We start from the raw sequence: 23,088 nt of genomic DNA, 5'->3' as shown, positions 1-23,088 counted from the left end.
TGTAACTTGCAGCGAAATTCACCGCTATTCATGAATCTCGTTCCATCTCCCCCCCTTACTCGCGCTCAGGAGTCGCGCGTTGCTATCGAGCGATTATACATTACCATGCGTCATTTGTTCAATCGGGGGTTTTATAAACCTTCGGGTGTATCAGGTGAAGAAATTCGTCGGGCTCTGCTAACGCTTCAGCCTGAAATTTATGGCCTCGTCGGTGATCCTCAACGGGTTGAATTAGATGGATTGGTCTACGTAATGGATCGGCTTCCCAAAGGAATTGAAGCTTGTCGAGTAATTACGTTAGCCTCCCGCGAAGGTTTCGAACATTCCCATTTCCCGGTACTGGTACCCGCAAAACGTCGTCGAAACTGCTATCGAATTGATAGTGAACAGATGGTAATTGAAGTAACCAATGGCCGCAGCGAAATTTACGATATCCTGACGCACCTGACGTTCATGTTTATGGAAGCCGACAAAATCCGTCGCAACGCATTTCAGGAACGGGGTAGCCGCACCCGCGAATGGGAAAAACTGGAAGCCATTGTGCAATCAGGCGGAACCGTAAACGACGATGAACGGGAACTAGCCCTTATGTATCTCAGCTCGATTTTGGGTCGGACATTTGAAGAGACACAACAGGCGTATCAACGATTTGAGGAAACGGCAGGTACCAATAGTGGTCTATTCCAAATTGTATACGGCCTGGGTAGCGTATCGATACGCGAGATTGGCGAACCGAAACTTGGCCGTGAGATCAATTTTACACCGATGCTCCGCGAACGAATCGGCCAACATCTGTATGGTGAGCGTTGGGCCACCCGTTTGAAGCAATATATCTGGGAGCATAAACTTCAAGATCGCCCGATTCACATCATCAGCGCCAACCCGCATAGTGTGATGAACTCGCTTTATGCGTCGGCGGCTTTGGCGAGTACAACGTCCTGGGACAACCTATACGATCTGGCGTTAAAACTCAGTCAGCCAGGTGGGCGCGACCTTCGGAAACAGGTAAATACTTACGCCCATGAGCACGGCATGCATACGGTGGAAGATCTGGGTGGTACCAGTTTATTAGTTCAACTGATAGACACCGCTCAGTTAGATGCCAAACAATTGCCCCCCGAAATTCCGCATAATGCAAAACACATTCGGGAAACAAAGCCATTGCTGCTCGTTATGGATTATGCATTCGGCGAACAAGCGTTTGAAACGATGGACGAATTATTGAAGCCCTACGAACACAGTGAGGGAACGGCCCCACTAAATGTAGCCTCAATTTCAGTCATTGGGAAAGCCGGAATTTTGACGGGGGGCAAAGGCGACTTAATGATACCGACTGCCCATATTTTTGAAGGTACTGCCGACAATTATCCACTCGAAAATGATTTTAGTAAAGCTGACTTTGATGGAAATGGTATTCCGGTCTATGAAGGGGCAATGATTACTGTATTGGGCACATCACTGCAAAACAAGGATGTACTAAGCTATTTCCGCAATTCGTCCTGGAACGCGATTGGTCTCGAAATGGAAGGCGCACATTACCAAAAAGCGATACAGGCTCAGTCAAAAATCAGAGGTAGTATTCCGGCCTCTGTCAAAGTTCGATACGCTTATTATGCTTCTGATAATCCACTACTGACTGGCGCAACCCTTGCTTCGGGAAGCCTTGGCACTTTAGGCGTCAAACCAACGTATCTGATAACTGTTAAATGTCTGGAAAAGATATTTCAGGCAGATTAGCGGTTTCAACTCATTGCCCTTCAAGGATTAAATGGGATTTATACATGAATAATGAGACGATGAACATCCTGTTTACCAACTTTGCAATTAGTAACGAATACATACCTGCCAATTAGTCGTATGGCGAAACGTAAAAAATCTACTCAAAAAGGTTCCGATGTAGTTTTAATCGGAGCGGGCATCATGAGTGCTACATTGGGCGTGTTGCTGAAAGAACTGCAACCCGACCTGACTATTGATATTTATGAACGGTTGGACAGCGCTGCCGCCGAAAGCTCGGACGCCTGGAACAATGCCGGAACAGGCCACTCGGCATTCTGCGAATTGAATTATACGCCTGAAAAGGAAGACGGCTCCATCGACGTATCGAAAGCGATCAAAATCGCCGAATCGTTTGAGCAATCGAAGCAATTCTGGGCGTATCTGATCGAGAAGGATTTTCTGCATGATGCACCGAATTTCATTCGTTCCATTCCGCATATGAGCTTTGTGTGGGGAGCCGAAAATGTTGATTATCTGCGTAAACGCTTCGATTCACTCCAGCAAAACTACCTCTTCCACGGGATGCAATATTCCGAAAATCCGGCTCAATTAGCAGACTGGATGCCATTGGTTATGGAGGATCGTGATCCGGTTCAACCCGTTGCCGCTACCCGAATGGAAATCGGTACAGATGTCAACTTTGGGGCATTGACCCGAGCCATGTTCCGTCGATTATCCGATATGCCGGGAGTACGTATGTACTTCGCCCACGATGTACACGATCTCTGGCGCTCCAAAAGTTTAGGTGGCTGGAAACTCCGGGTCGAAAATGTAACGACTCGTCAGGAACGCGAAATACAGACTGATTTTCTATTTATCGGGGCTGGTGGGGGCTCACTTCGACTGCTCGAAAAATCTGATATTCCCGAAAGTCGCGGATTTGGTGGTTTCCCGGTTAGTGGCCAATGGCTTAAATGCATTAACCGTGACGTGATTGAACGCCATCAGGCAAAAGTTTACGGAAAAGCATCGGTTGGTGCTCCGCCAATGTCGGTGCCTCACCTCGATACACGAATGATCGATGGAAAACGTGAACTCCTGTTTGGACCATACGCTGGTTTTTCGACCAAGTTTCTCAAAAGTGGATCCTACATGGATTTGCCCAAATCGATTCAGTTGAGCAACATGGCTCCCATGCTAATGGCTGGCCTACATAATATTCCACTGACCCGCTACCTGATTCAACAGGTTATGCAATCGCCCGATGATCGACTCAATGCGTTGAAAGAATATTATCCTGATGCCAAAATGGAAGATTGGGAACTGGAAATTGCTGGCCAGCGCGTACAGGTTATTAAAAAAGACGAAGACGAAGGGGGCGTATTGGAATTTGGTACCGAAGTCGTGAGTGCTGCAGATGGTAGCATTGCCGCATTATTGGGGGCATCACCTGGAGCCTCAACCGCCGTATCAATTATGCTTGATCTGCTCAAACGCTGTTTTCCAGAACAGTTGCAAACAGATGCCTGGCAACAGAAATTGAAAGAAATGATTCCGTCTTACGGTCAGGTATTAGCTAATAATCCTCAACTTGGTCAGGAACTCCGTAAACATACCAGTGAGGTTCTCGGACTAGGTACGTTTGAATATACATTGTAAATCATTCAATAAGGTCTCAGGTCCATTCTCCGGCAGGGCCTCCAAATTTCCAATCATTGAGAACGTTGGAAAGTTGGAGGCCCTGCTTTTTGTTAGCTGGCCACACTGGTATTCCAGATATCCCGATGGAGTTTCCAGACCCCTCCATCCTGTTTCCAGACAACCAGATATTTCCCGGTATCCAGTTGTGCATCGCTTTCGCCAAAGAGAGTGAACTTCCCAATCTCAACAATCTGATCACCAACCGATTCTGTCTTTACGGTATCTAGTTTCGCTTTCTTTATACCAGCGCCAAAGGCCCATTTCCAGAATTCACCAATGGCGGTGTTGCCGGAAATTGTATCTCCGCCGGGTGGGTATATTTCAGCGTCAGCAGTATAAAGGTCTCCCATCGTCTCGGCTCCACCAGCAAAAACATTCATAAATGTCTGATTAGCGGCTATTATTTGTTCGTTCATTGGATAGTAAAGGATTAAATATGAATGCCAAATGTCCAGATTAGTTCGTTGGCGAAATAGAGTAGTTTTCACGCTTTTCATCGACATTATTGAACGTTGAGCGTCAATGCAATTCGGCCTGGAATCTTGACTTGGCGAAACTGGAATTCTATCAGTCATTTCCTTATCTTGTGCCATTGCTTAGTCTGTTTCAGCTCAATTGCTCTCAGAACTTCATACAACCTCCTCATGAAAAAAACCGTACTCATCTTCTTTCTTTTATTCTCTATTCGTGTATTCTCCTTTGCTCAGGACCGGCTGATGGGCAAAGCGTTCACAACACGCAGTGTTGTTATGGCCCAACACGGAATGGCCTGCACATCGCACCCGTTATCGACACAAGCCGCCATTGACGTTTTGCGATCAGGTGGGAACGCTATTGATGCCGCCATTGCCGCCAATGCAATGGAGGGACTTGTTGAACCGCATGTAAATGGCATTGGGGGCGATCTATTCGCGATTGTTTGGGATGCCAAAACGAAAAAACTCTATGGTCTGAATGCTTCTGGCCGATCGCCGTATTCGCTCACGCTGGCGGAGTTTCAGAAACGCGGTCTCAAGCACATTCCATCCGATGGACCGTTGCCCGTATCTACGCCTGGCTGCGTCGATGGCTGGTTTGAACTTCACAAACGATTCGGGAAAACGCCCATGCCCAAAATTCTGTCGCATGCAATCCGCTACGCTCGCGAAGGCTATCCTGTTCACGACGAAGCGTCGATTTCCTGGGCGTCGATGATTGCTCGTTTCGGTAAATATCCCAATGTGAAGGAAACCTATGCGCCAAATGGAGCTGCTCCAAAACGGGGCGAAATCTTCAAAAATCCGGCGTTGGCCAATACGCTGGAGAAAATTGCCAAAGGTGGTCGGGATGCTTTTTACAAGGGCGAGATTGCTCAGACAATTGATGCGTTCATGAAAAAAGTAGGTGGCTACCTCAGTGCCAAAGACTTAGCCGATCATACCTCCGAATGGGTTGAGCCGGTCTCTACGAATTACCGTGGCTACGATGTATGGGAATTGCCACCGAATAGTCAGGGAATTTGTACGTTGCAAATGCTGAATATTCTGGAAGGCTATGATTTTTCAAAGATTCCCTGGGGAAGTCCTGAGCATATTCACCTGTTCGTTGAAGCAAAAAAACTTGCCTTTGAAGACCGGGCTAAATACTATGCCGATCCAGCCTTTGCTAAAATTCCAGTGAAAGAGTTGATCAGTAAGGAGTATGCCGCCGAACGTCGTAAACTCATCGACCCCAATCGGGCAGCCAGCCGTGTCGATGCGGGCAATCCGGCCTTAAAACAGGGTGATACGATTTACCTAACGGTGGCCGATGAAGAAGGAAACATGGTATCACTGATTCAAAGCAATTATCGGGGTTTTGGCTCGGGCATGGTACCCGATGGCTTGGGATTTCAGTTTCAGGATCGGGGAGAACTGTATAGTCTCTATGAAGGCCAGAACAATACATATGCCCCTCATAAACGACCATTCCAGACGATCATCCCGGCTTTTGTGACAAAAAACGGGCAGCCCTTTATGAGTTTCGGCGTTATGGGTGGCAGTTTTCAGCCATTGGGCCACACCGAGATTCTGATGAATATGATCGATTATGGCATGAATCCGCAGGAAGCCGGAGACGCTCCTCGCATCGATCATCTGGGATCATCGGAACCCACAGGCGAGAAAATGGTAGATGCAGGCCAGATTACGTTAGAATCGGGATATCCATACGAAACCATCCGCGACCTGATGCGCAAAGGCCATAAGATTGGTTATGGACTTGGCGGCTATGGTGGTTATCAAGCCATTATGTACGACGCCCAGAATAAAGTATATCATGGGGCTACCGAATCCAGAAAAGACGGGCAGGCAGCAGGATTTTAAGATTATTGATTATTGTTTAAAGTTTCAAGTTGTACTTCCGCGGCCTGTGAGGACACAGGCCGCTCATGCATCACCCAATATAACCGTCTGGTTAGGTAATCTGCGAGGACACAGACCATAGGAAAGGGTAAGTTGTAAATCGTGAACATGAAACCTTAAACTTGAAACAATAAATCATCTCGTATGCAACAACCGCTGATTACGAACGACGCAATCATCCTGGGTATTTTCCTGGTACTGCTTACCTTCATTTTCCAGACTTCTCAGTCGGCGCATCCGTTCTGGCAGCGAGTATACACCTACGTTCCCTCCCTTCTACTCTGCTATATTTTCCCGGCGGGAATGAATAGCCTGGGTATTATTTCGGGAGAACAGTCGAGTTTGTACAAAGTTTCTACGAATTATTTACTACCGGCTGCGCTGGTTCTGCTCACCTCTACGGCCGATCTGCGGGCGATTGCCCGATTGGGTCAGAAAGCGCTCATAACGTTTCTTTCAGGTACTATTGGCATCATTATTGGCGCGCCGATTGCCTTTCAGGCGGTTATGTGGTTGATTCCAGGTTTTCGCGAACAGGCTATTGCCAATGAGTATTGGAAAGGATTGGTAACCATTTCGGGGAGCTGGATAGGTGGCAGTAGTAGCCAGTTAGCCCTGAAAGAGATTTACGGCTGTAGTGAAGAACTATTCGCTATTATTCTGGTGGTCGACGCTGTAGTATCAACCAGTTGGACGGCTTGTCTGATCTATGGTGCAGCTTATCGCGATAAAATTGACGCCTGGCTAAAAGCCGATACCAGTTCTATTGAAGAGGTTAAGCAACGCATTCTAGCGTATAGAGTAGAACCTGACCGGCCAGCTAACTTATTGGATTTGAGCACAATATTAGCTTTAGGTTTTGGCGGAGGTGCCCTCGCACATTCGTTAGCGTACGTTATTTCGACAAATCTCCAGCCGTATAAAGAATCGTTGGTTGTTTACGGACTTGATCCGTTTACGTCCAACTTTCTCTGGGTTGTGATTTTATCAACATCACTCGGGATTGGATTATCGTTCACCCGACTTCGTAAACTAGAAAAACTAGGTACGACTGATTTGGCAACCTTATTCGTCTATTTCCTGATTATGACAATCGGGATGCGACTTAATCTCTCCAATCTAGGGGGCAATTTGGGATTGTTTCTGGTCGCCGTGATCTGGATGCTCATTCACATTGTGGTGATGATTATTACCGCTCGTATCATCCGAGCGCCTTATTTTTTCGTAGCCGTTGGCAGTCAGGCGAATATTGGAGGTGTATCGACAGCGCCAGCGGTGGCCTCAATTTTTCATCCTGCACTAGCTCCCGTTGGCGTTCTGCTGGCGGTTCTTAGTCATGTATTAGGCACGTATGGTGGATTAGTTACCGCCTGGCTAATGCGTTTAATTGCCTAACTAATAATCGAATTATTTGGAGTTTTCTTCCAAATTTCCTGAATGGTCTGATCGAGCAGTTTAGTTAACTCATCTGGTTTTTCGAGCATTGGGAACTCAATTGATCGCGCAAGGCATTTTTTGTTCGCTACTTGCTAAGCAAGTAGCGAACAAAAAAACATCGGATAACGAGTAGTCATCCGATGTCCAAACAACAAACGAACAAAACACTATTCAAAACCTTCTTATTCCATTACCATTTCGGTATGCGCGGGTGCCTGAATTTTCTTACCGATAAAGAGCAGCAGGAACGGGACACAAATCAGGAAGAAAGCCCCAATAATCAGGAATGTATCAGCATACGTCATAACCAATGCCTGTTTCATGACAGTTCCCTGCATCAGCCCATACGCTTTGCCCATAGCCGTCATCAGCGCATCGCCTTTTGACAGAAATAGATTGGTAAACTGTCGTATCCGGTCGGCTGATATCGGATTATAAACTGAAATATTATCCGACAGACGAGATGCATGAAAGACAGTTCGAGTTGAAATGTAGGTCGTCATAATCGCCGTACCGAACGTACCGCCCAATTGACGAATCATGCCTGTCAAGGCCGATCCCTGGGGAATTTCAATGTTTTTCAGATCGGCCAGTGTAATCGTAGTCAGCGGGATAAAAATCATTCCCATCCCAATTCCCCGAACAATGAGCGGCCAAAAGAAGTAATCCGGTCCGGCATCCAGGCTAATAGCTGAAAGATCAAAACAGAAGCCGAAAAATAACAGGAAACCAATAGCTGCGTACCAGACGGGCGAGATGTAATTTTTGCTCATTAATCCCCCAACAACCGGCATCATAAGACCCGTCATGATGGAACCTGGCATCAGCAATAAACCCGTTTGGCTGGCCGTAAATCCGAGAATCGTTTGGCAGAAAACCGGGATAATAAATACAGAAGCAAACAGGCCGAAACCAAGAATAAAGTTAAAAACAGTTCCGACGGCAAATCGACGTTCGCGTAGCAGGCTTAGGTCCAGTATTGGCATTTTAACAATCAGTTGCCGCCAGATAAATCCAATAAGTCCAATTGCCGCGCCAATCGACATGATTACAATAAATTCAGATGTAAACCAGTCTTCTTCCTGGCCTTTTTCCAGTACGATCTGCAGACCACCAATACCCATTGTCAACAGTATGAGCGCAAGCCAGTCCATCTTACCGGCTTCCACTTTTTCGGCAGGTTCCTTGATGTAAGCATAAGTTAGTACCGTGGCCAGAATACCAAAAGGAATATTAATGTAGAACACCCAGTTCCACGATAAATTATCAGTGATATATCCGCCCAGTGTTGGCCCAATTGATGGGCCAATAATTACCCCCATTCCAAAAATCGCGTTAGCAATACCTAACTGCTCTTTTGGAAACGTCTGAATCAGAATCGATTGAGCCGTTGTCAATAAGCCTCCTCCGCCTATCCCCTGTACAACCCGGAAGAAAACCAGTTCCCAAACATTCGTCGATGTACCACAGAAAATGGAAGCAATGGTAAAGAGCACAATCGACGCTGCAAAATAGTTTCGACGTCCTAATTTGGCGGTCAGCCAACCTGACATCGTAATCATAACGGCACTGGCAGCTGCGTAACCCGTTACTACCCAGCTAATATCCCCCAGCGATGCACCCAGGTTCCCCATCATCTGGTTGAGGGTCACGTTTACAATGGACGAGTCGATAGTCTGCAGCAACGCAGCTGTCGTCACCGTCAGAACGACCACCCATTTATCAAATCCTATATTCATAACTGGTTAAGTTTTTATGGTAGTGTCGGATAAAGGACCGGTTACTCCCGTCCGACACCACCAATCTATTTTCCTTGCAAATCCACGGCTACCGTAACGCTCATACCAGGGCGGATCTTCGCATAAACCGGACTGTTCTTTTCAATATCGATCCGTACGGGAATTCGCTGCACCACTTTCACGTAGTTGCCCGTTGCGTTATCCGGAGGAAGCAGGGAGAATTTTGCCCCTGTAGCGCCAGCAAATGAGCCAACTTTACCCGTCAGTTTTTCACCGCCAAACGCATCGACATCAATTTCAACGGTTTGACCAGGCACCATTTGTTTTAATTGCGTTTCTTTGAAGTTGGCTGTTACCCACAGATTCGAGTTGCCAACGACCGAACAAACAGCCTGTCCGGCCTGCACCAACTGACCAATTTGGACAGAACGTTTCGATACAACCCCTGAAATCGGCGCCTTAATGATTGTATAAGACAATTGCAGTTTCGCCATGTCCAGATCGGCCTGACGTTGTTTAATCGCAGCTTGCGATACCGAAATTTGCCCTTCTGTAGCCCGGCGTTGCGAACTCGTTACGCCTGTTTGTGTACCGGCAGCGGCTACCTGCGACTGAGCCGTTTGCAATTGCGCCTGAGCAGCCTGAACTTGAGCCTGTGCGGCATCTCGCTCGGCTTGCACAGCATCAAATTGTTGCTGGGGTACAGTTTTCTCGGCCAACAATCGACTATAGCGGTCAAAATCCTGCGATGCCTTGCGAGCGCGTGCCTGAGCAGCCGCCAAATTCGCCTGAGCGGTAGCGACCTGATCGCGAGCTGTTTGTACGCTTGCCTGCGAGCTTTGGATTGTTGCGGCTGCTACATTTACCTGATATCGCGAAACCCCAGCTGCGGCCATTGCACTTTGTAAAGCAGCTTCAGCCTGATCCAGCCGAATACGGTAATCGGCATCATCCAATACGTAGAGTGTATCGCCTTCTTTTACATATTGGTTGTCTTTGAATTTTATTTCTTTGACATACCCGCTCGCTTTCGGAATAACCGGGTTTACATCCCCATCGATTTGAGCATCGTCGGTCGTTTCGTGACGTTGGAGATACTTAAATTCGCTATATCCAAAAAAGAGGGCAATAGCCAGAACGATAACGCCCCCTATCCGAAAAATTGTTTTCTTATCCATGATTACTTGTCTAGTCGAAATGAGATTAGTTGAGATTTGCGCCCGTCGCTTTTAACAGGCGCTGATAAGCCAACTGTGCATCGACAGTGGCATTAATAACATTGAGTTGTGCTTGTAAGAGAAAGCTATCCGCTTCGAGTAAGTCGGTAGAACCGACCAGGCCATTCCGGAAACGCGATTCCGTCAGACGATAATTTTCCTGAGCTTGCCCAACAGCCGTACGGATTACATTCTGTTGTTCCAATGCTAATTGGTAATTATTGTACGCCGTAACGACTTCTGAGCGAATCTGATCTGACTGTTGCTGCCCCTGAAGATTTGCCTGATCGATAGCATTCTGAGCGGTATGAAGCTTACCTTTCATATTATAGATCGAGCCAATGTTGTAGCTCAGTCCCCCTCCAACATTCCAGGCACTTATAAATGAGCTGGCTTCGGGAATAATCCGAGCCGTGGGATTAATGTAGTTATACCCCAGTGATACGCCCAGATGTGGATACATGGCACTTTTTGTGTTACGGAGCTGCTCCTGAGCCGATTGCACTCGCAACGCATTTGCCTGTACTTCAGGGCGCGTTTGAATCGCCCTATCGATAAACGAACTCAACGACTCAGCGACAGTCGCCGGATTTGTCAGCAATGTATCGATAGCAATTTGCTGATTTTCAGGCAAGCCAACTAACAGATTGAAATTGTATAGGGCAGTTTGTCTAGCCTTCTCAACCTGTAAGCGACTGAGTTGCAGGTTATTTTTCTGAAGTTGAATTTTCAGTACTTCGTTTGCCGTAACTACTCCCTCTTTTTGCAGGTTTTGCGCTTCCCGTTCTTTTTCGTCAAACTGCTTGATATTCTGTTCGATAACGCCAATCGAACGGGCTAATTTAACGATGTTGTAATACGCATCCGTAACGGTGTACACGAGTTCTGAGCGATTCCGTTGCGCGTCCAGGTGGCTTGCTTTGGCCAGCAGTTCAGCCGATTTCTCCGCCGATTTTTCCGCAAATCCACCAAAAACTTCTTTGCTGATCGTTGCACCACCCATTGTTGCACTGAACGCTCCGGCCGGAATGCCAAACAAGGCTTTACCATCATCGCCCTTCCCAAACGAAAACGGTCCGGTCAGGCTATATCGGGAATAACTCAGCGACGCATTGGCGCTGGGTAAACTACGATCTTTAGCCTCCTGAAATCGCGCTTCGGCAGCCTGCGTACGCGAATCGGCCAATTTAATGCCTTTATTATTTTGAAGTGCCAGTTGAACGGCCTGGTTTAGGGACATTGGCGTTGGCTGAGCCAGTGACTGACTCAATCCAGCTGCAACCAATCCAATCCCTAGTATGTACGTTTTCATCTTATTGCTTTCTTATTTTTTCAAGAAGTTTATTCATTACGAGAGCTTCCTCTTCGGTTAAGTGGCTCACTATCGATTCAAAATGTTTGAACTCAGCGGCTACCTTTTCGACAAATTGATTAGACTCGACCGTCAGCCGCAGGTTCACCTGGCGACGATTTAGTGCATTTACCTCCCGAACCACCAGATTCTTGGCAACCAATCGGTCGATCAATCGGGTCATATCGGAGTTCATATCCGTCATTTTCTCTTTCAGTTCACCTGCCGTCAAGCTGTTTGGAAAGACATCTGAAAGCAAGCGAAGGGCCTTATACTGCTGCACCGACAGGTCAAACGGAGCCATTTTCTGCTGGAAGTGATTGAAGATGTATCCGTCCGTTTTGTGCAGATTGATGATGAGTCGGTGGTATTCGTTTCGAAACTGCGGTTCCATGTTTTTGTAGTGCCGTGACAAATGTATAACCAACATTTGTTTAAACAAATTTCGTTTAAACAGTAATAAGTTAATAATATCATCAGCTTAGAAAAGTAAAATCAAAAATTGCTTTGATTAGTCCTATAAGATCATCGTATTAAAATAATACAAATATATATCTTTAATTATCTAGGGAATAAATTATATTTTAACAATATGTTAGTATAATATTTTTAATAAGATTTTAACCGCATCGTTAGCACTATACTTACTCAAATCAATTTGACTATCGGCTGTAGATGTGTAAAATATTAAACGCATCTATTTATGCTGACTACATGTATCAACTAGGCTAGTTGTCCTTAATTTATTCTGTTTGATATCGTTTAGCATTTCTCTAGGTAAACCAGTACACGCAAAGAAGACCTCAACGTTGAGGTCTTCTTTGCGTGTACTATGAAAAAATTAGGGTTAGTTGATCTCACCCACCATATCTTCGGGTTTCACCCATTCGTTAAACTCTCCTTCTGTCAGATAACCGAGTTTTAGGGCGGTTTCTTTTAACGTGGAACCATTCTTATGGGCTGTCTGCGCGATTTCGGCTGCTTTGTAATAGCCAATTTTTGTATTTAGAGCTGTTACCAGCATTAGCGACGAATCGACGTGTTTTTTGATGTTGGCTTCAATTGGTTCGATGCCTTCCGCGCATTTGTCATTGAACGAAACACAAACGTCGCCAATGAGTCGGGCGGAGTGCAGGAAGTTGTAGATCATAACCGGTTTGAACACGTTCAGCTCGAAATGCCCCATCGCACCGCCAAAGTTGATCGCTACGTCGTTGCCCATGACCTGAGCAGCTACCATTGTCATGGCCTCGCACTGGGTTGGGTTTACTTTACCCGGCATAATCGACGAACCAGGCTCATTATCAGGAATATGCAATTCACCAATACCGGCACGCGGGCCAGACGACAGCATCCGAATATCATTACCAATTTTCATCAGGCTGGCTGCTACAGTTTTTAATGCACCGTGCGCTTCGACAATAGCGTCGTGAGCGGCCAGCGCTTCAAATTTATTTTCAGCCGTAATGAAAGGTAAACCCGTTAGATCAGCAATGTGCTTCGCGACATTTTCGGAATAGTTTGGCGGTGTATTAATTCCGGTTCCTACAGCCGTTCCGCCCAAAGCTAGTTCGCTCAGATGGGCCAGAGAATTATTGATGGCTCGCAGACCATGATCCAGTTGCGATACGTAACCCGAAAACTCCTGCCCTACTGTTAAGGGCGTTGCATCCATAAAGTGCGTCCGGCCGATTTTGACGATGTGCATAAATTGCTTCGACTTGGCGGCTAATGTATCGCGCAGTTTGGTGATTCCTGGAATGGTTACGTCAAGCAGAATTTTGTAGGCTGCAATGTGCATAGCCGTCGGAAACGTATCATTCGACGATTGTGATTTATTCACATCATCATTTGGGTGCAGAAATTTCTTCTCATCCGTAAGCTGCCCACCCTGCAATACATGCCCCCGATAAGCGACCACCTCATTTACGTTCATATTCGATTGGGTGCCGGAACCGGTTTGCCAAACGACCAGCGGAAACTGATCATCCAGTTTCCCATCCAGGATTTCGTCACATGCCTGCCCAATCAGATCGCTTTTTTCTTTGGGTAATACACCCGCATCGAGGTTAGTCAAAGCGGCTGCTTTTTTTAGGTAAGCAAATGCCCGGATAATCTCACGCGGCATTTTATTGATATCCTGCGCAATTTTAAAATTTTCAATCGAGCGCTGGGTTTGAGCGCCCCAATACACATTGGCCGGAACCTGTACCTGGCCCATCGTGTCTTTTTCGATGCGATATTCCATAAATAATGAGCAGGGCGCGTAGCCCGAAAGAGTGAATGAGCAAAAGAGCAACTTCCTGAATCAGCGTTATCACTCATTCGCTCTTTTGCTCTTTAAATTCGGCTGCAAAGGTATGCCTCAATAAAACAGCGTTGAAATGAATTTGTATCTTTTATACTCGTCTTTTGGTTGGCATTCACTTATTTTTTCGGTTTTAAATACAATTTTCTAACATATTAAGCCTAGCATAGTTTTACCTACAATTCACCTAATTTCAACGTTAAGAACATTACAATCATGGGCAATCTGCTGTATACCATCGCAGTCGTACTGATTATTATTTGGCTGCTTGGCTTTTTAGGATTCAATAGTTTCGGTATGGGCGGTATTATTCACGTCCTGCTTGTTATCGCCATCATTGCTATACTTCTCCGGCTTATTCAGGGGCGAAGTGTATAAACAAAACGTCCGTTTTCCTATAAAGACAGCCAGCCCAGTAATGAGCTGGCTGTTTTCATATAGCTAGACGCGTAATGATCGTTAACAATACGATTACGATACGTTCAATAGTAATCCCTGACCAGTTCTGCTTTTTATTGAGTAGATCATCAAAATTCCTATACACTTATCTCTTTATGCAGACCCTTAAAATCGCTACGGCTCAGTTTGAAAATGCCAGTGGCGACAAAGCGTACAATCTCTCAATTATCCGGAGTTTGGCAGGAAAAGCAGCTCAGCAAGGAGCCCAGATTGTTGCTTTTCACGAGTGTTCCATCACAGGATACACGTTCGCCCGGCATTTGTCGAAGGAAGAACTTCTAGCTGTTTCTGAATTTATCCCTGAAGGTGAAAGTATGGATGTGCTCCAACAAATTGCCCAGGAGCACCAAATTGTGATACTGGCCGGTTTGTTTGAGAAAGACGAACAGGATCAGATTTTCAAGGCTTATGTCTGTGTCGATAAGAATGGATTAGTTGCGAAATATCGGAAGCTGCATCCGTTCATTAATCCGCATATTTTGCCGGGCAACGAATACGTTGTTTTCGATTTATTTGGCTGGAAATGCGGGATTCTCATCTGTTACGATAATAACATTGTCGAGAACGTACGGGCTACGGCTCTGCTGGGTGCCGATATTATTTTTATGCCGCACGTCACGATGATGACTCCGTCTACCCGGCCGGGCGCTGGCTTCGCGGATCCAACTTTATGGGTCAATCGCAAGAATGACCCTACATCTGTCCGGCTGGAATTTGACGGTATGAAAGGACGAGCCTGGCTGATGAAATGGCTACCCGCTCGTGCTTATGATAATGGCATTTATGTTGTTTTTTCGAACCCGATCGGTATGGACGACGACCAGTTGAAAAACGGCTGTTCGATGATCCTGGACCCTTTTGGCGATATATTGGTCGAATGCCGTCAATTAGGCGATGACGTAGCGACCGCGATCTGTACACCTGATAAACTCCAACTAGCCGGTGGCTACCGATACCGAAACGCCCGTCGGCCCGAATTATACCGCGATATTTTGGGTCAGCCGCATGAATCGGAGCAGAAAGTGGTCTGGCTCACTTCTGAAGAACAATAATTAAATTCAATAAAAGAATTATGTTTTTCACGGTTCATTTTGCGGAATGCTATTGATATACCCGAACGTAATCAACCTCCATTCGCTGCGGCCATATGGATTCGTCTACGCCTTTTTGTCCTCCCCAATTTCCGCCAACGGCTACGTTCAAAATTAGGTAAAAAGGCTGCTCAAAAGGCCATTGAGCCACTTCACTACCTAAGACTGCCTTCTCAACGGTGTAATATTTCTGATCGTCGACAAAAAAATCAATCTTGTCAGCTGTCCATTCAATGGCATATAGATGAAACTCTGTCGATACATTTTTTACGGTAATGGCTTTTCCCTTTTCGGTTTTCTTAGCATGATTGTAGGCTTCAGTGTGAATTGTTCCGTGAACAACGCCTGGATCGAAACCGACATGTTCCATAATGTCGATTTCACCAGAGCGCGGCCAATTAACTGTTGAAATATTTGACCCCAGCATCCAGATGGCGGGCCAGGTTCCACGGCCAGCGGGCAATTTTGCCAGGGCTTCAATCCGCCCATGCTTCCACTCCACAATGCCTTTGGTCAACAATCGGGCAGAGGTGTAATTTTTACCTTCGTAAGCCTCTTTTCGGGCCTCAATAATTAGTTTTCCGTTTTCGACCCGTGCATTTTCGGAACGCTTTGACGTATAATATTCCAGCTCGTTATTGCCCCAGCCATGGCCACCGACTTCATATCCCCATTTCGTCGAGTCGGGTAAACCTGGTTCGTTAAACTCGTCAGACCAGATAAGGGTTTGCCCTGCCTGAGCTGAAGGTACAGAAAGAGTTATGTCTGGACTATTAAAGGTAAAAAAAGCCATAAAAGCTAATCCCTGCATAAATAGCACTGTTTTCATCGAATTGGTAAAGGTTACGGATTATAAGGCCTCGGCATTCATTAACATTGACACGGCTATTTCGCCTTTTTATTCAGTACGACCAAACGCCCAGGTCAGGAAATCAGGCATAATCTTACTCCAGGTTTCCTGATTATGTTCACCTCCCTTTATTTCAACGTAGCGAATATCAGAGTGGCGATTTAGCGAATTCGTATTGGTCTGTTCATAGCGATATCCTTTCTTCACCAACTCATCGATCAAATCCAATGTATCGTCAATCGAGTCGATAACCCCGTTGTTATTGCGATCACTGGTTTCGTCTTCGGTGCCTGTCTCAAACCAGAACTGAGTATGTTTATGATGGGTACCTTTGCGTACCTGATCATGCATAATCCGGTCGGTTTCGTCGCGATAGCCATCTGCCGTACTTTTACTACGCCACCAAAATGATCCCGAAAACACACCAGCTTTGGCAAAATGTTCAGGATGATGAAACACAATATCGAATGCCGATAAGCCACCAAGTGAAAAGCCCGCCAATACACACGTAGCAGGCTCGGTGCTAACCGGATAGTGCTTTTTGATATAAGGCAACAGTTCTGTAAGTACAAAGTCGGTATATAAATTAGCTTTACTCCCCCGATTTAGGTAATCGGCCTGAGCCGCAACACCATACTCCTGAATGCGATCACCAGCGTGAATAGCAACCAGAATAAATGGCTGAATAGCTTCTGTTTGGTAAAGCGAATTCAGCACATCCGACATGTCCAAACGCCCCAGATCCTGCCCATCGTTTAGGTATAGTACAGGCAAAGTTTCTTTGGATTGCTTTTTCTGAGATGCCTGGTAATTCGGGGGCAATAGTATGTCTAAGTGAACGGTTCGATTCAGTGGTACGGAATATAAGGAATCGTCATGTAGCACGGTCACGGTTTGCTTTTCAGCATCGGTAGAGGCTTGTACAAGTTCAGCCATAAGCGCAAAAAATAACAAAAGGATAATCTTCACAATCCACAAAGTAGCTAATTTTTTCGACGTAAATCGCTTTGTTTTTGTCGGGGCCAGCGATTTCTTCTATTTTCAGCGGTAATTTTAAGCACTCATTAAACAAACAACAACGTGCAGGAAGACTATCGAAAATGGTATTCGCACCATTTAGGCCGCGATATAGAAATGCTGGTTTATGGAAACTGGGGGTATCCGGTATTACTGTTTCCAACGTCTATGGGTCACTATTATGAGTACAAAGACTTTGGTCTGACCGAAACCGCTCGCTGGTTTGTGGAAACAGGAAAAGTGAAGTTGTATTGTATTGATAGTATCGACCGCGATAGCTGGTACGCCAAACATTTACACCCCGGAACCCGTATCTGGAATCACGTTCTTTACGATCGTTTTCTCCACCATGAATTGGTGCCGGGTATTCAACGGGAGTGTAATGTTCGAAAAATCGGTGTTTCCGGAGCTTCGTTTGGTGGCTATCATGCGCTGAATTTTGCGTTTCGCCATCCCGAACAGGTGGGGCATCTGCTAACTATGGGAGCAGCTTTTAACATCAAGTCGTTCTTGGGTGGGTATTACGATGATAACGTTTACTTTAACAACCCTCCCGATTTCCTACCGAATGCGCACAACGACGAGTTTTACCACATGAATATCATTCTGGGCACATCGGAATACGATTTCTGCAAAGAGGATAATTATCAGATGTCTGGAATTCTTAGTCGAAAAGGCATCCGGCATCAACTCGATGTTACTCCCTGGGGCAACCACGACTGGCCTGTCTGGAAAGACCAGTTCCCCAGATATTTGAGCACAATATAATATTGTATGGATGATATAAGATGGATGATGTATTTTGTCCTGCATCTTATATCATCCATCTCATGAACCCTCATAATCGACTAAGTAACTACATTGTTGAAGTTCCCAAAAAGCTGAGTGCGTTATCGTATGAGGAACTAACTGGGCACGTTCCTGGAAAATGGTCGCGGAAACAGGTATTGGGTCATTTGATCGATTCGGCCATTAATAATCTGAAACGGTTTACCGATGCACAATTTGCCCCTGAACCTTATCAGGTTATTCCTTACAATCAGAATCAGTTAGTTGTTATTAATCGATATCAGGATTTACCCGTAGAGCATTTACTATCGCTTTGGGCCAGCCTGAACCAGCAAATCTTATTTGTAGCGAATGGTGCTTCAGCCGAAACACTAGACCGGAAAATTAAACCTGGTAATGATAATCAAGCGACCGACTCATGTGAGATTAAAACATTAGGCTGGCTAATTGAAGACTATGTAATCCACCTGGAACACCATCTAAAAACGCTCTTGTAACTTTTACACTATAGCTATAAATTATAGTATTATGATCCAATAAGTTCAACACGCCCCATACATATATTCTTTTTCCCCATTAGTAGTAGGAAACGCACATTTCAAGTAATAAAACCTCTCGAATATGTCGTAAAAAAAATTAATATAATTTTTTACTACTTCAACAAATTAGGCATAGTAGTTGCATTTGATACCAATAATATCAAATCCGACTACTTGCACTATGATAACCTCTACTTTCGTTCGACCAAATTTCCGAGTAACGGCCACCGGGTTGCACCTCTATGTTCAGCGTTATAATGAATATGGATTGGTATTAAGTCAGTACGTTTGCTCGGCTTTTTACAATTAGTGCTTTATCTGATTCTTGGAACTAGCCCAGTCAAAACAGATTGGGCTTTGTAATTTCCAACTTATATCAACACTCACCAGAAGACTAGCTGTTTGCTTATTGAGTATTCACAGTTCGCGTTATCGTATTCTGTTTAAAATCAACAATAGTCAGACAGTCAAAGAGTTGACCTTTGGCAATGCGCTCTAGCGTCATTACCAGATTTGTATCCTGTTTATTGTATTCCTCAACAGCGATCCAAAGACATCCTGTTTCGATTTCTTTTATGCCCTCACAGCGCATACCGGCCTCGTTTAAGCGATTCCTTATTTCACTTTCTGCAATCTGTATATGTTGCTGCCTGGTGTGCAGATCCGTTTTAGTGGTTTCAGTATTGGGTTCCTGCTGTTTTTGCTGCTGAATAAAGCGATTAATGCTTGGTCTACTAAATACCAGAATAATAAAGGATAAGCTGACAACGAGAAGAATAATCGTTGATTTCATGCGGAAACAGGCTGTTCGTTAAATACATATAGTACGGTAGTTTTATAGGTTTATGGGTTAACCCTTTCGGCAAATTCCCTAATAGTTATCAATAAAAGTAAAGATTAACATATTATTTCCTAGAAAATCAATATATATCTTTTCCATTAATATATACTAGCAGAAGAAAACAAACTTACATTATTTAAGATCATCATACAATAGATTTAGGACTGATAAATCACAAAAAAAGGGATCTTTTCGCGCCAAAATCGCGGATTGAATAATTGGGATAAAACCAAATGATTAAGCCAGTTGATGATAATTGAATGGCATTCAGATTAGAAGAATAGAAATTATCAGGAACCCAGTCAATGCGAAGATTAGTTGAGGAAGCTAGTAAACATTCTGAAAATGGCTATGTTTACCCACTTAAAAGCAATATGTTTAACCAATGTGTTTTACTATTGTTAATCGACAAACAGCAAAAAAGCATCTAATCCCTTGGTTATGAGCGCAAAACCTAAAATAGGCATATTGTTTGGCCAGGAAAATACGTTCCCGCAGGCATTCGTTGATCGAGTTAATGAAAAGCAGAGTGCAATCCCGGCTGAATTCGTTAGTATCGAGCAGGTTGAACAAAGTGTACCAACAGAATACGCCGTTATTATCGACCGTATATCACAGGATGTTCCTTTCTACAAGGCATTCCTGAAAAATGCGGCTCTGACGGGTACAGCTGTTATTAATAATCCGTTCTGGTGGAGTGCCGACGAGAAGTTTTTTAATAATGCTCTGGCCGTTCAGCTCGGTGTCCCAGTCCCTAAAACGATTCTACTCCCCTCCAAAGAACGTCCCGACGATACGAACCATAATTCGTTCCGTAACCTAAAACACATGAACTGGGAGGGAATTTTTAACCATATTGGTTTCCCTGCCTTTATGAAACCCCATGCGGGCGGTGGCTGGAAGAGCGTCTATAAAGTGGACAATCCAGAGCAGATGTTTAAAGCTTATGACGAAACCGGGCAACTGGTTATGCTCTACCAGGAAGCCATCGACTTTACTGACTATTTCCGGTGTTATTGCATTGGCGGTAAAGATGTACGTATTATGCCGTATGAACCTCGCAATCCACATCATCTACGGTATGCAGCCGAGATGAAAACAACGGGCGATGCAGGAAAGAAACTACTGGCTACCATGACCGATTATGTACTAAAATTGAACCATGGCTTAGGTTACGATTTCAATACGGTTGAATTTGCGGTGCGAGATGGCATTCCAATCGCTATTGATTTCTGCAATCCTGCTCCAGACGCCGATGTTCATTCCGTCGGTCAGGCCAACTTCGACTGGGTTGTTGAAGCGGCTGCCAACATGGCTATCGAACGAGCTAAAAAGGTACAAAAAGGAAAAGATAATCTGACATGGGGAACATTTGTTCGCGGTTCTGTAACTGCATCGCAGGAAGCTCCAGTCGAAAAAGCAAAACCCTCAAAAGGCGCTAAAACAGAAGAATCACCTAAGGCTGACAAGAAGTCAGAAAAAACAAAAGAAGAAAAACCGAAAAAAGGTAAAAAATAGGGAATTTATAGTCCTATATAAATAATGCCATGGCAAGATTTTGTCATGGCATTATTTATGCACAAAATCCAAAGTGAAAGGACTAGTTTTTTAATTACACCGTAACTACATGAGTAAACAATTACCTATAATTTTACTTTTTAGCTTATTAGTAACTCTTACCGCCTGCGATACACCCAATAATCAACCAAAACCTGTACTGATAAGCTCAAATCAGGTTGTTTTTTACAATAATAGTATCCTGAAATTACTAAGCACAAGCAATGATTCGCTGGCCTATCAACCTGGCGATTATCAGATTAGTATCAATAAACTTATTTATCAGACGACGCTTCAGGATGGCACAAGTATTACAGCTTCAGGCATAGTGTATTTGCCTAGTCAGATAAATGCACCCGGCAAGCAGTATCCATTATTGAGTTTACAGCATTCAACCGCTTTCTCGAATCAGGAAGCCCCCTCAGGACTTAACTTTAGTGCCCTTAATTTCTCGTACCCAATCTATTTTGCGACTCACGGCTATATAGTGGTTTGCCCTGACTACATCGGCTACGGAGAATCGGAGGACTTCCCTCACGACTACGAACACCGCCAAACGCTGGCTCAGGCCACTGCCGATATGCTACTGGCGACGAAAGCGTTCTTGAAAAAGAAAGAGCTTCAATGGACGAACAAGGTTTTCCTGGCTGGCTATTCAGAAGGCGGTTTTGCAACGCTGTCAGCGCAACAGTTAATCGAAGACAGGTACAAAGATGAGCTTCCCCTGGCCGGGTCGAGTTGCGGAGCTGGGCCTTATGCGATGCCTGCTTTTTTCAACTACGTAACGCAAAATAAGACGGTCGGCGGAATCGCTAATTACATTTATGCGTGGGAAATCCTGAGTTACGATCGTATCTATGGGCTGAATAAACCCGTCAGCTACTATTTCAAATCACCTTATGCTGAACGCATTAGCCAATCATTGGATAGCGCCCGATCGATTACGCTTAGCTTCGACAAGATTTGTACAGACCAGTTTCGTGCCGATATCAAAAACCCAACATCGGCCTTCGGCAAAGCCCTTGCTGATAATGATTTGACTAACTGGAAAACCCAAACCGCTACCCAGCTGATTCATAGCGAAGAAGATGAAATTATCCCGTTTCTGACCTCACAGCAAACCTACACTGCGCTTCGAAAACTTGGCTCCACAAAACTTAGTCTGGAAACGATTGCCAGGGGAGGGCATACCCCCACAGAAGTCGTATTTATGCATCGAGCCCTCGCCTGGTTCGACGGCTTAAAAAATTAAGTCTATCATTCATTTGATTAGCCCTAATTTCCAACTGTTTTCTATTGAAAGGAGTCTACAACAGTAAAGCCCTTTCTATGCGCACATTATTTACGCTTCTGCTAGTTGCCTCAGGATTTATGGCCTGTCATTCATCGGATTCAGTTACCCCTCAAACGTTAACGGGAGCATGGGTCGAAATTTCAGCCAGGAGAGACACAATTATTTTCAACCCGACATACAATGGGAGTTTGTTGGAAAATACAATACTTGTCAATCGTGGTAAGGAATTGAACGCCGGAGGTTATCTCGTTCCGAAAATAGGGAGTGGACTTTATCAGTATGAACTACAGGACTCTATGATTGTGGTGCAGAACCTGCTTTCCAGCTCTATGCTGAAGACGGGTTATCGGATTGAGCGCAATGGCAATCAATTACGGTTAGAGAACTTTTTTGAATTAGGTTTCAACAAACCGGCTACGGCTACTCGGACTTTGGTACGGCTGTAATCTTTTCCATCTTTCTAAGGCCTAATTGCCAACTTTGTCAAGTAAAAACCAGGGATTTTATACAGCTAATCTTTGCTTATAGTCCAACTGATTTTGGATCGATACCGGTGTCGCGGGCGGAGGCTCGCAGGATTGCCAGCATTTCGCCGTAGCTAACTAATCGCCCATCGATATAGTCGTGTTCATCCGGATCAGCAAACGTTCGTTTTTCTTCCAAATCGCGGATGTTGGCGTATATTGTTATCAATACATCCTGAATAAACTCCTCAAATCGGCTTTCCTGCATAATTCTATATCGGTTGAGTTGAGAGGCTAAATTCCTAATAAATCAGGTGTATATAGGTATTTTTAC

Annotated in this window: 21 protein-coding genes; 11 read left to right on the top strand and 10 right to left on the bottom strand. The window is 44.9% G+C overall.

Annotation, left to right across the window (positions count from 1 at the left end; all coding sequences use genetic code 11):
* Positions 1–30: 30 nt before the first annotated feature.
* Together ACYVE4_RS26280 and ACYVE4_RS26275 are read left to right on the top strand one after the other, a co-directional pair.
* Positions 31–1,737, top strand: a complete 1,707-nt coding sequence (locus ACYVE4_RS26280; RefSeq protein WP_461043267.1) for a DUF6909 family protein — start codon at positions 31–33, stop codon at positions 1,735–1,737.
* Between the two features lie 120 nt (positions 1,738–1,857).
* Positions 1,858–3,378, top strand: a complete 1,521-nt coding sequence (locus tag ACYVE4_RS26275) for a malate:quinone oxidoreductase (protein ID WP_461043266.1) — start codon at positions 1,858–1,860, stop codon at positions 3,376–3,378.
* 92 nt (positions 3,379–3,470) lie between these two features.
* Here the strand turns inward: ACYVE4_RS26275 and ACYVE4_RS26270 are convergent, their stop codons facing one another.
* The gene (locus tag ACYVE4_RS26270) at positions 3,471–3,836 is read right to left on the bottom strand and encodes a YybH family protein (protein ID WP_461043265.1); all 366 of its coding nucleotides are present in this window, start codon (positions 3,834–3,836) and stop codon (positions 3,471–3,473) included.
* 228 nt (positions 3,837–4,064) lie between these two features.
* Here ACYVE4_RS26270 and ggt point away from each other — a divergent pair, with 228 nt between their 5' ends.
* Complete coding sequence (ggt, locus tag ACYVE4_RS26265) at positions 4,065–5,762, top strand: gamma-glutamyltransferase (protein WP_461043264.1); 1,698 nt, start codon at positions 4,065–4,067, stop codon at positions 5,760–5,762.
* 183 nt (positions 5,763–5,945) lie between these two features.
* On the top strand, positions 5,946–7,196 hold the full coding sequence (locus ACYVE4_RS26260; protein WP_461043263.1) for a DUF819 family protein: 1,251 nt from the start codon (positions 5,946–5,948) through the stop codon (positions 7,194–7,196).
* A 224-nt stretch (positions 7,197–7,420) separates the two neighbouring features.
* Here ACYVE4_RS26260 and ACYVE4_RS26255 read toward each other — a convergent pair whose 3' ends face one another.
* The 5 genes from ACYVE4_RS26255 to fumC form a co-directional block, all read right to left on the bottom strand.
* Complete coding sequence (locus tag ACYVE4_RS26255) at positions 7,421–8,977, bottom strand: DHA2 family efflux MFS transporter permease subunit (protein WP_461043262.1); 1,557 nt, start codon at positions 8,975–8,977, stop codon at positions 7,421–7,423.
* Positions 8,978–9,042: 65 nt separating this feature from the next.
* The gene (locus ACYVE4_RS26250) at positions 9,043–10,155 is read right to left on the bottom strand and encodes an HlyD family secretion protein (RefSeq protein ID WP_461043261.1); all 1,113 of its coding nucleotides are present in this window, start codon (positions 10,153–10,155) and stop codon (positions 9,043–9,045) included.
* A gap of 25 nt (positions 10,156–10,180) precedes the next feature.
* Positions 10,181–11,506, bottom strand: coding sequence for a TolC family protein (locus tag ACYVE4_RS26245; protein WP_461043260.1), 1,326 nt, complete (start codon positions 11,504–11,506; stop codon positions 10,181–10,183).
* Position 11,507: 1 nt separating this feature from the next.
* Positions 11,508–11,939 carry a MarR family winged helix-turn-helix transcriptional regulator gene (locus ACYVE4_RS26240; protein ID WP_461043259.1) on the bottom strand — a complete coding sequence of 144 codons (432 nt, stop codon included), beginning with the start codon at positions 11,937–11,939 and terminating at the stop codon, positions 11,508–11,510.
* 453 nt (positions 11,940–12,392) lie between these two features.
* A complete protein-coding gene (gene fumC / locus ACYVE4_RS26235; protein WP_461043258.1) occupies positions 12,393–13,793 on the bottom strand; it encodes a class II fumarate hydratase in 1,401 nt (466 codons plus the stop codon).
* Between the two features lie 276 nt (positions 13,794–14,069).
* Between fumC and ACYVE4_RS26230 the strand changes: the two genes are divergently transcribed.
* Positions 14,070–14,231: a lmo0937 family membrane protein gene (locus ACYVE4_RS26230; protein WP_461043257.1), complete on the top strand. Its 162-nt coding sequence runs from the start codon at positions 14,070–14,072 to the stop codon at positions 14,229–14,231.
* Positions 14,232–14,407: 176 nt separating this feature from the next.
* A complete protein-coding gene (locus tag ACYVE4_RS26225) occupies positions 14,408–15,364 on the top strand; it encodes a nitrilase family protein (protein ID WP_461043256.1) in 957 nt (318 codons plus the stop codon).
* A gap of 49 nt (positions 15,365–15,413) precedes the next feature.
* Here ACYVE4_RS26225 and ACYVE4_RS26220 read toward each other — a convergent pair whose 3' ends face one another.
* Positions 15,414–16,232, bottom strand: coding sequence for a glycoside hydrolase family 16 protein (locus tag ACYVE4_RS26220; protein ID WP_461043255.1), 819 nt, complete (start codon positions 16,230–16,232; stop codon positions 15,414–15,416).
* Between the two features lie 69 nt (positions 16,233–16,301).
* The gene (locus tag ACYVE4_RS26215; RefSeq protein WP_461043254.1) at positions 16,302–17,189 is read right to left on the bottom strand and encodes an alpha/beta hydrolase; all 888 of its coding nucleotides are present in this window, start codon (positions 17,187–17,189) and stop codon (positions 16,302–16,304) included.
* Between the two features lie 144 nt (positions 17,190–17,333).
* On the opposite strand from ACYVE4_RS26215, the gene ACYVE4_RS26210 reads away from it, so the two are divergent.
* Positions 17,334–18,038, top strand: coding sequence for an esterase family protein (locus ACYVE4_RS26210; RefSeq protein ID WP_461043253.1), 705 nt, complete (start codon positions 17,334–17,336; stop codon positions 18,036–18,038).
* Positions 18,039–18,100: 62 nt separating this feature from the next.
* Positions 18,101–18,556 carry a DinB family protein gene (locus tag ACYVE4_RS26205; protein ID WP_461043252.1) on the top strand — a complete coding sequence of 152 codons (456 nt, stop codon included), beginning with the start codon at positions 18,101–18,103 and terminating at the stop codon, positions 18,554–18,556.
* Positions 18,557–19,004: 448 nt separating this feature from the next.
* Here ACYVE4_RS26205 and ACYVE4_RS26200 read toward each other — a convergent pair whose 3' ends face one another.
* Positions 19,005–19,391, bottom strand: a complete 387-nt coding sequence (locus ACYVE4_RS26200) for a hypothetical protein (protein ID WP_461043251.1) — start codon at positions 19,389–19,391, stop codon at positions 19,005–19,007.
* 489 nt (positions 19,392–19,880) lie between these two features.
* Here ACYVE4_RS26200 and ACYVE4_RS26195 point away from each other — a divergent pair, with 489 nt between their 5' ends.
* The 3 genes from ACYVE4_RS26195 to ACYVE4_RS26185 all read left to right on the top strand — a co-directional run bounded on the left by ACYVE4_RS26195 (position 19,881) and on the right by ACYVE4_RS26185 (position 22,736).
* The gene (locus tag ACYVE4_RS26195; RefSeq protein WP_461043250.1) at positions 19,881–20,957 is read left to right on the top strand and encodes an ATP-grasp domain-containing protein; all 1,077 of its coding nucleotides are present in this window, start codon (positions 19,881–19,883) and stop codon (positions 20,955–20,957) included.
* A gap of 109 nt (positions 20,958–21,066) precedes the next feature.
* The gene (locus ACYVE4_RS26190; RefSeq protein ID WP_461043248.1) at positions 21,067–22,248 is read left to right on the top strand and encodes an alpha/beta hydrolase family protein; all 1,182 of its coding nucleotides are present in this window, start codon (positions 21,067–21,069) and stop codon (positions 22,246–22,248) included.
* 77 nt (positions 22,249–22,325) lie between these two features.
* Positions 22,326–22,736, top strand: a complete 411-nt coding sequence (locus tag ACYVE4_RS26185; protein ID WP_461043247.1) for a hypothetical protein — start codon at positions 22,326–22,328, stop codon at positions 22,734–22,736.
* Between the two features lie 76 nt (positions 22,737–22,812).
* Here the strand turns inward: ACYVE4_RS26185 and ACYVE4_RS26180 are convergent, their stop codons facing one another.
* Positions 22,813–23,022 (bottom strand): hypothetical protein, encoded by a 210-nt coding sequence (locus tag ACYVE4_RS26180; RefSeq protein ID WP_461043246.1) that lies wholly within the window; start codon positions 23,020–23,022, stop codon positions 22,813–22,815.
* Positions 23,023–23,088 lie beyond the last annotated feature (66 nt).

The organism is Spirosoma harenae (assembly GCF_054776975.1).
Note: the sequence above shows the minus strand (reverse complement) of the source record. Positions and strands in the feature narration are given on the sequence as shown.

Excerpts from the sequence above, each read along its gene's own strand:
- ACYVE4_RS26280 (WP_461043267.1), top strand. The coding sequence starts at position 31 with ATGAATCTCGTTCCATCTCCCCCCCTTACTCGCGCTCAGGAGTCGCGC.
- ACYVE4_RS26275 (WP_461043266.1), top strand. The coding sequence starts at position 1,858 with ATGGCGAAACGTAAAAAATCTACTCAAAAAGGTTCCGATGTAGTTTTA.
- ACYVE4_RS26270 (WP_461043265.1), bottom strand. The coding sequence starts at position 3,836 with ATGAACGAACAAATAATAGCCGCTAATCAGACATTTATGAATGTTTTT.
- ggt (WP_461043264.1), top strand. The coding sequence starts at position 4,065 with ATGAAAAAAACCGTACTCATCTTCTTTCTTTTATTCTCTATTCGTGTA.
- ACYVE4_RS26260 (WP_461043263.1), top strand. The coding sequence starts at position 5,946 with ATGCAACAACCGCTGATTACGAACGACGCAATCATCCTGGGTATTTTC.
- ACYVE4_RS26255 (WP_461043262.1), bottom strand. The coding sequence starts at position 8,977 with ATGAATATAGGATTTGATAAATGGGTGGTCGTTCTGACGGTGACGACA.
- ACYVE4_RS26250 (WP_461043261.1), bottom strand. The coding sequence starts at position 10,155 with ATGGATAAGAAAACAATTTTTCGGATAGGGGGCGTTATCGTTCTGGCT.
- ACYVE4_RS26245 (WP_461043260.1), bottom strand. The coding sequence starts at position 11,506 with ATGAAAACGTACATACTAGGGATTGGATTGGTTGCAGCTGGATTGAGT.
- ACYVE4_RS26240 (WP_461043259.1), bottom strand. The coding sequence starts at position 11,939 with ATGGAACCGCAGTTTCGAAACGAATACCACCGACTCATCATCAATCTG.
- fumC (WP_461043258.1), bottom strand. The coding sequence starts at position 13,793 with ATGGAATATCGCATCGAAAAAGACACGATGGGCCAGGTACAGGTTCCG.
- ACYVE4_RS26230 (WP_461043257.1), top strand. The coding sequence starts at position 14,070 with ATGGGCAATCTGCTGTATACCATCGCAGTCGTACTGATTATTATTTGG.
- ACYVE4_RS26225 (WP_461043256.1), top strand. The coding sequence starts at position 14,408 with ATGCAGACCCTTAAAATCGCTACGGCTCAGTTTGAAAATGCCAGTGGC.
- ACYVE4_RS26220 (WP_461043255.1), bottom strand. The coding sequence starts at position 16,232 with ATGAAAACAGTGCTATTTATGCAGGGATTAGCTTTTATGGCTTTTTTT.
- ACYVE4_RS26215 (WP_461043254.1), bottom strand. The coding sequence starts at position 17,189 with ATGGCTGAACTTGTACAAGCCTCTACCGATGCTGAAAAGCAAACCGTG.
- ACYVE4_RS26205 (WP_461043252.1), top strand. The coding sequence starts at position 18,101 with ATGAACCCTCATAATCGACTAAGTAACTACATTGTTGAAGTTCCCAAA.
- ACYVE4_RS26200 (WP_461043251.1), bottom strand. The coding sequence starts at position 19,391 with ATGAAATCAACGATTATTCTTCTCGTTGTCAGCTTATCCTTTATTATT.
- ACYVE4_RS26195 (WP_461043250.1), top strand. The coding sequence starts at position 19,881 with ATGAGCGCAAAACCTAAAATAGGCATATTGTTTGGCCAGGAAAATACG.
- ACYVE4_RS26190 (WP_461043248.1), top strand. The coding sequence starts at position 21,067 with ATGAGTAAACAATTACCTATAATTTTACTTTTTAGCTTATTAGTAACT.
- ACYVE4_RS26185 (WP_461043247.1), top strand. The coding sequence starts at position 22,326 with ATGCGCACATTATTTACGCTTCTGCTAGTTGCCTCAGGATTTATGGCC.
- ACYVE4_RS26180 (WP_461043246.1), bottom strand. The coding sequence starts at position 23,022 with ATGCAGGAAAGCCGATTTGAGGAGTTTATTCAGGATGTATTGATAACA.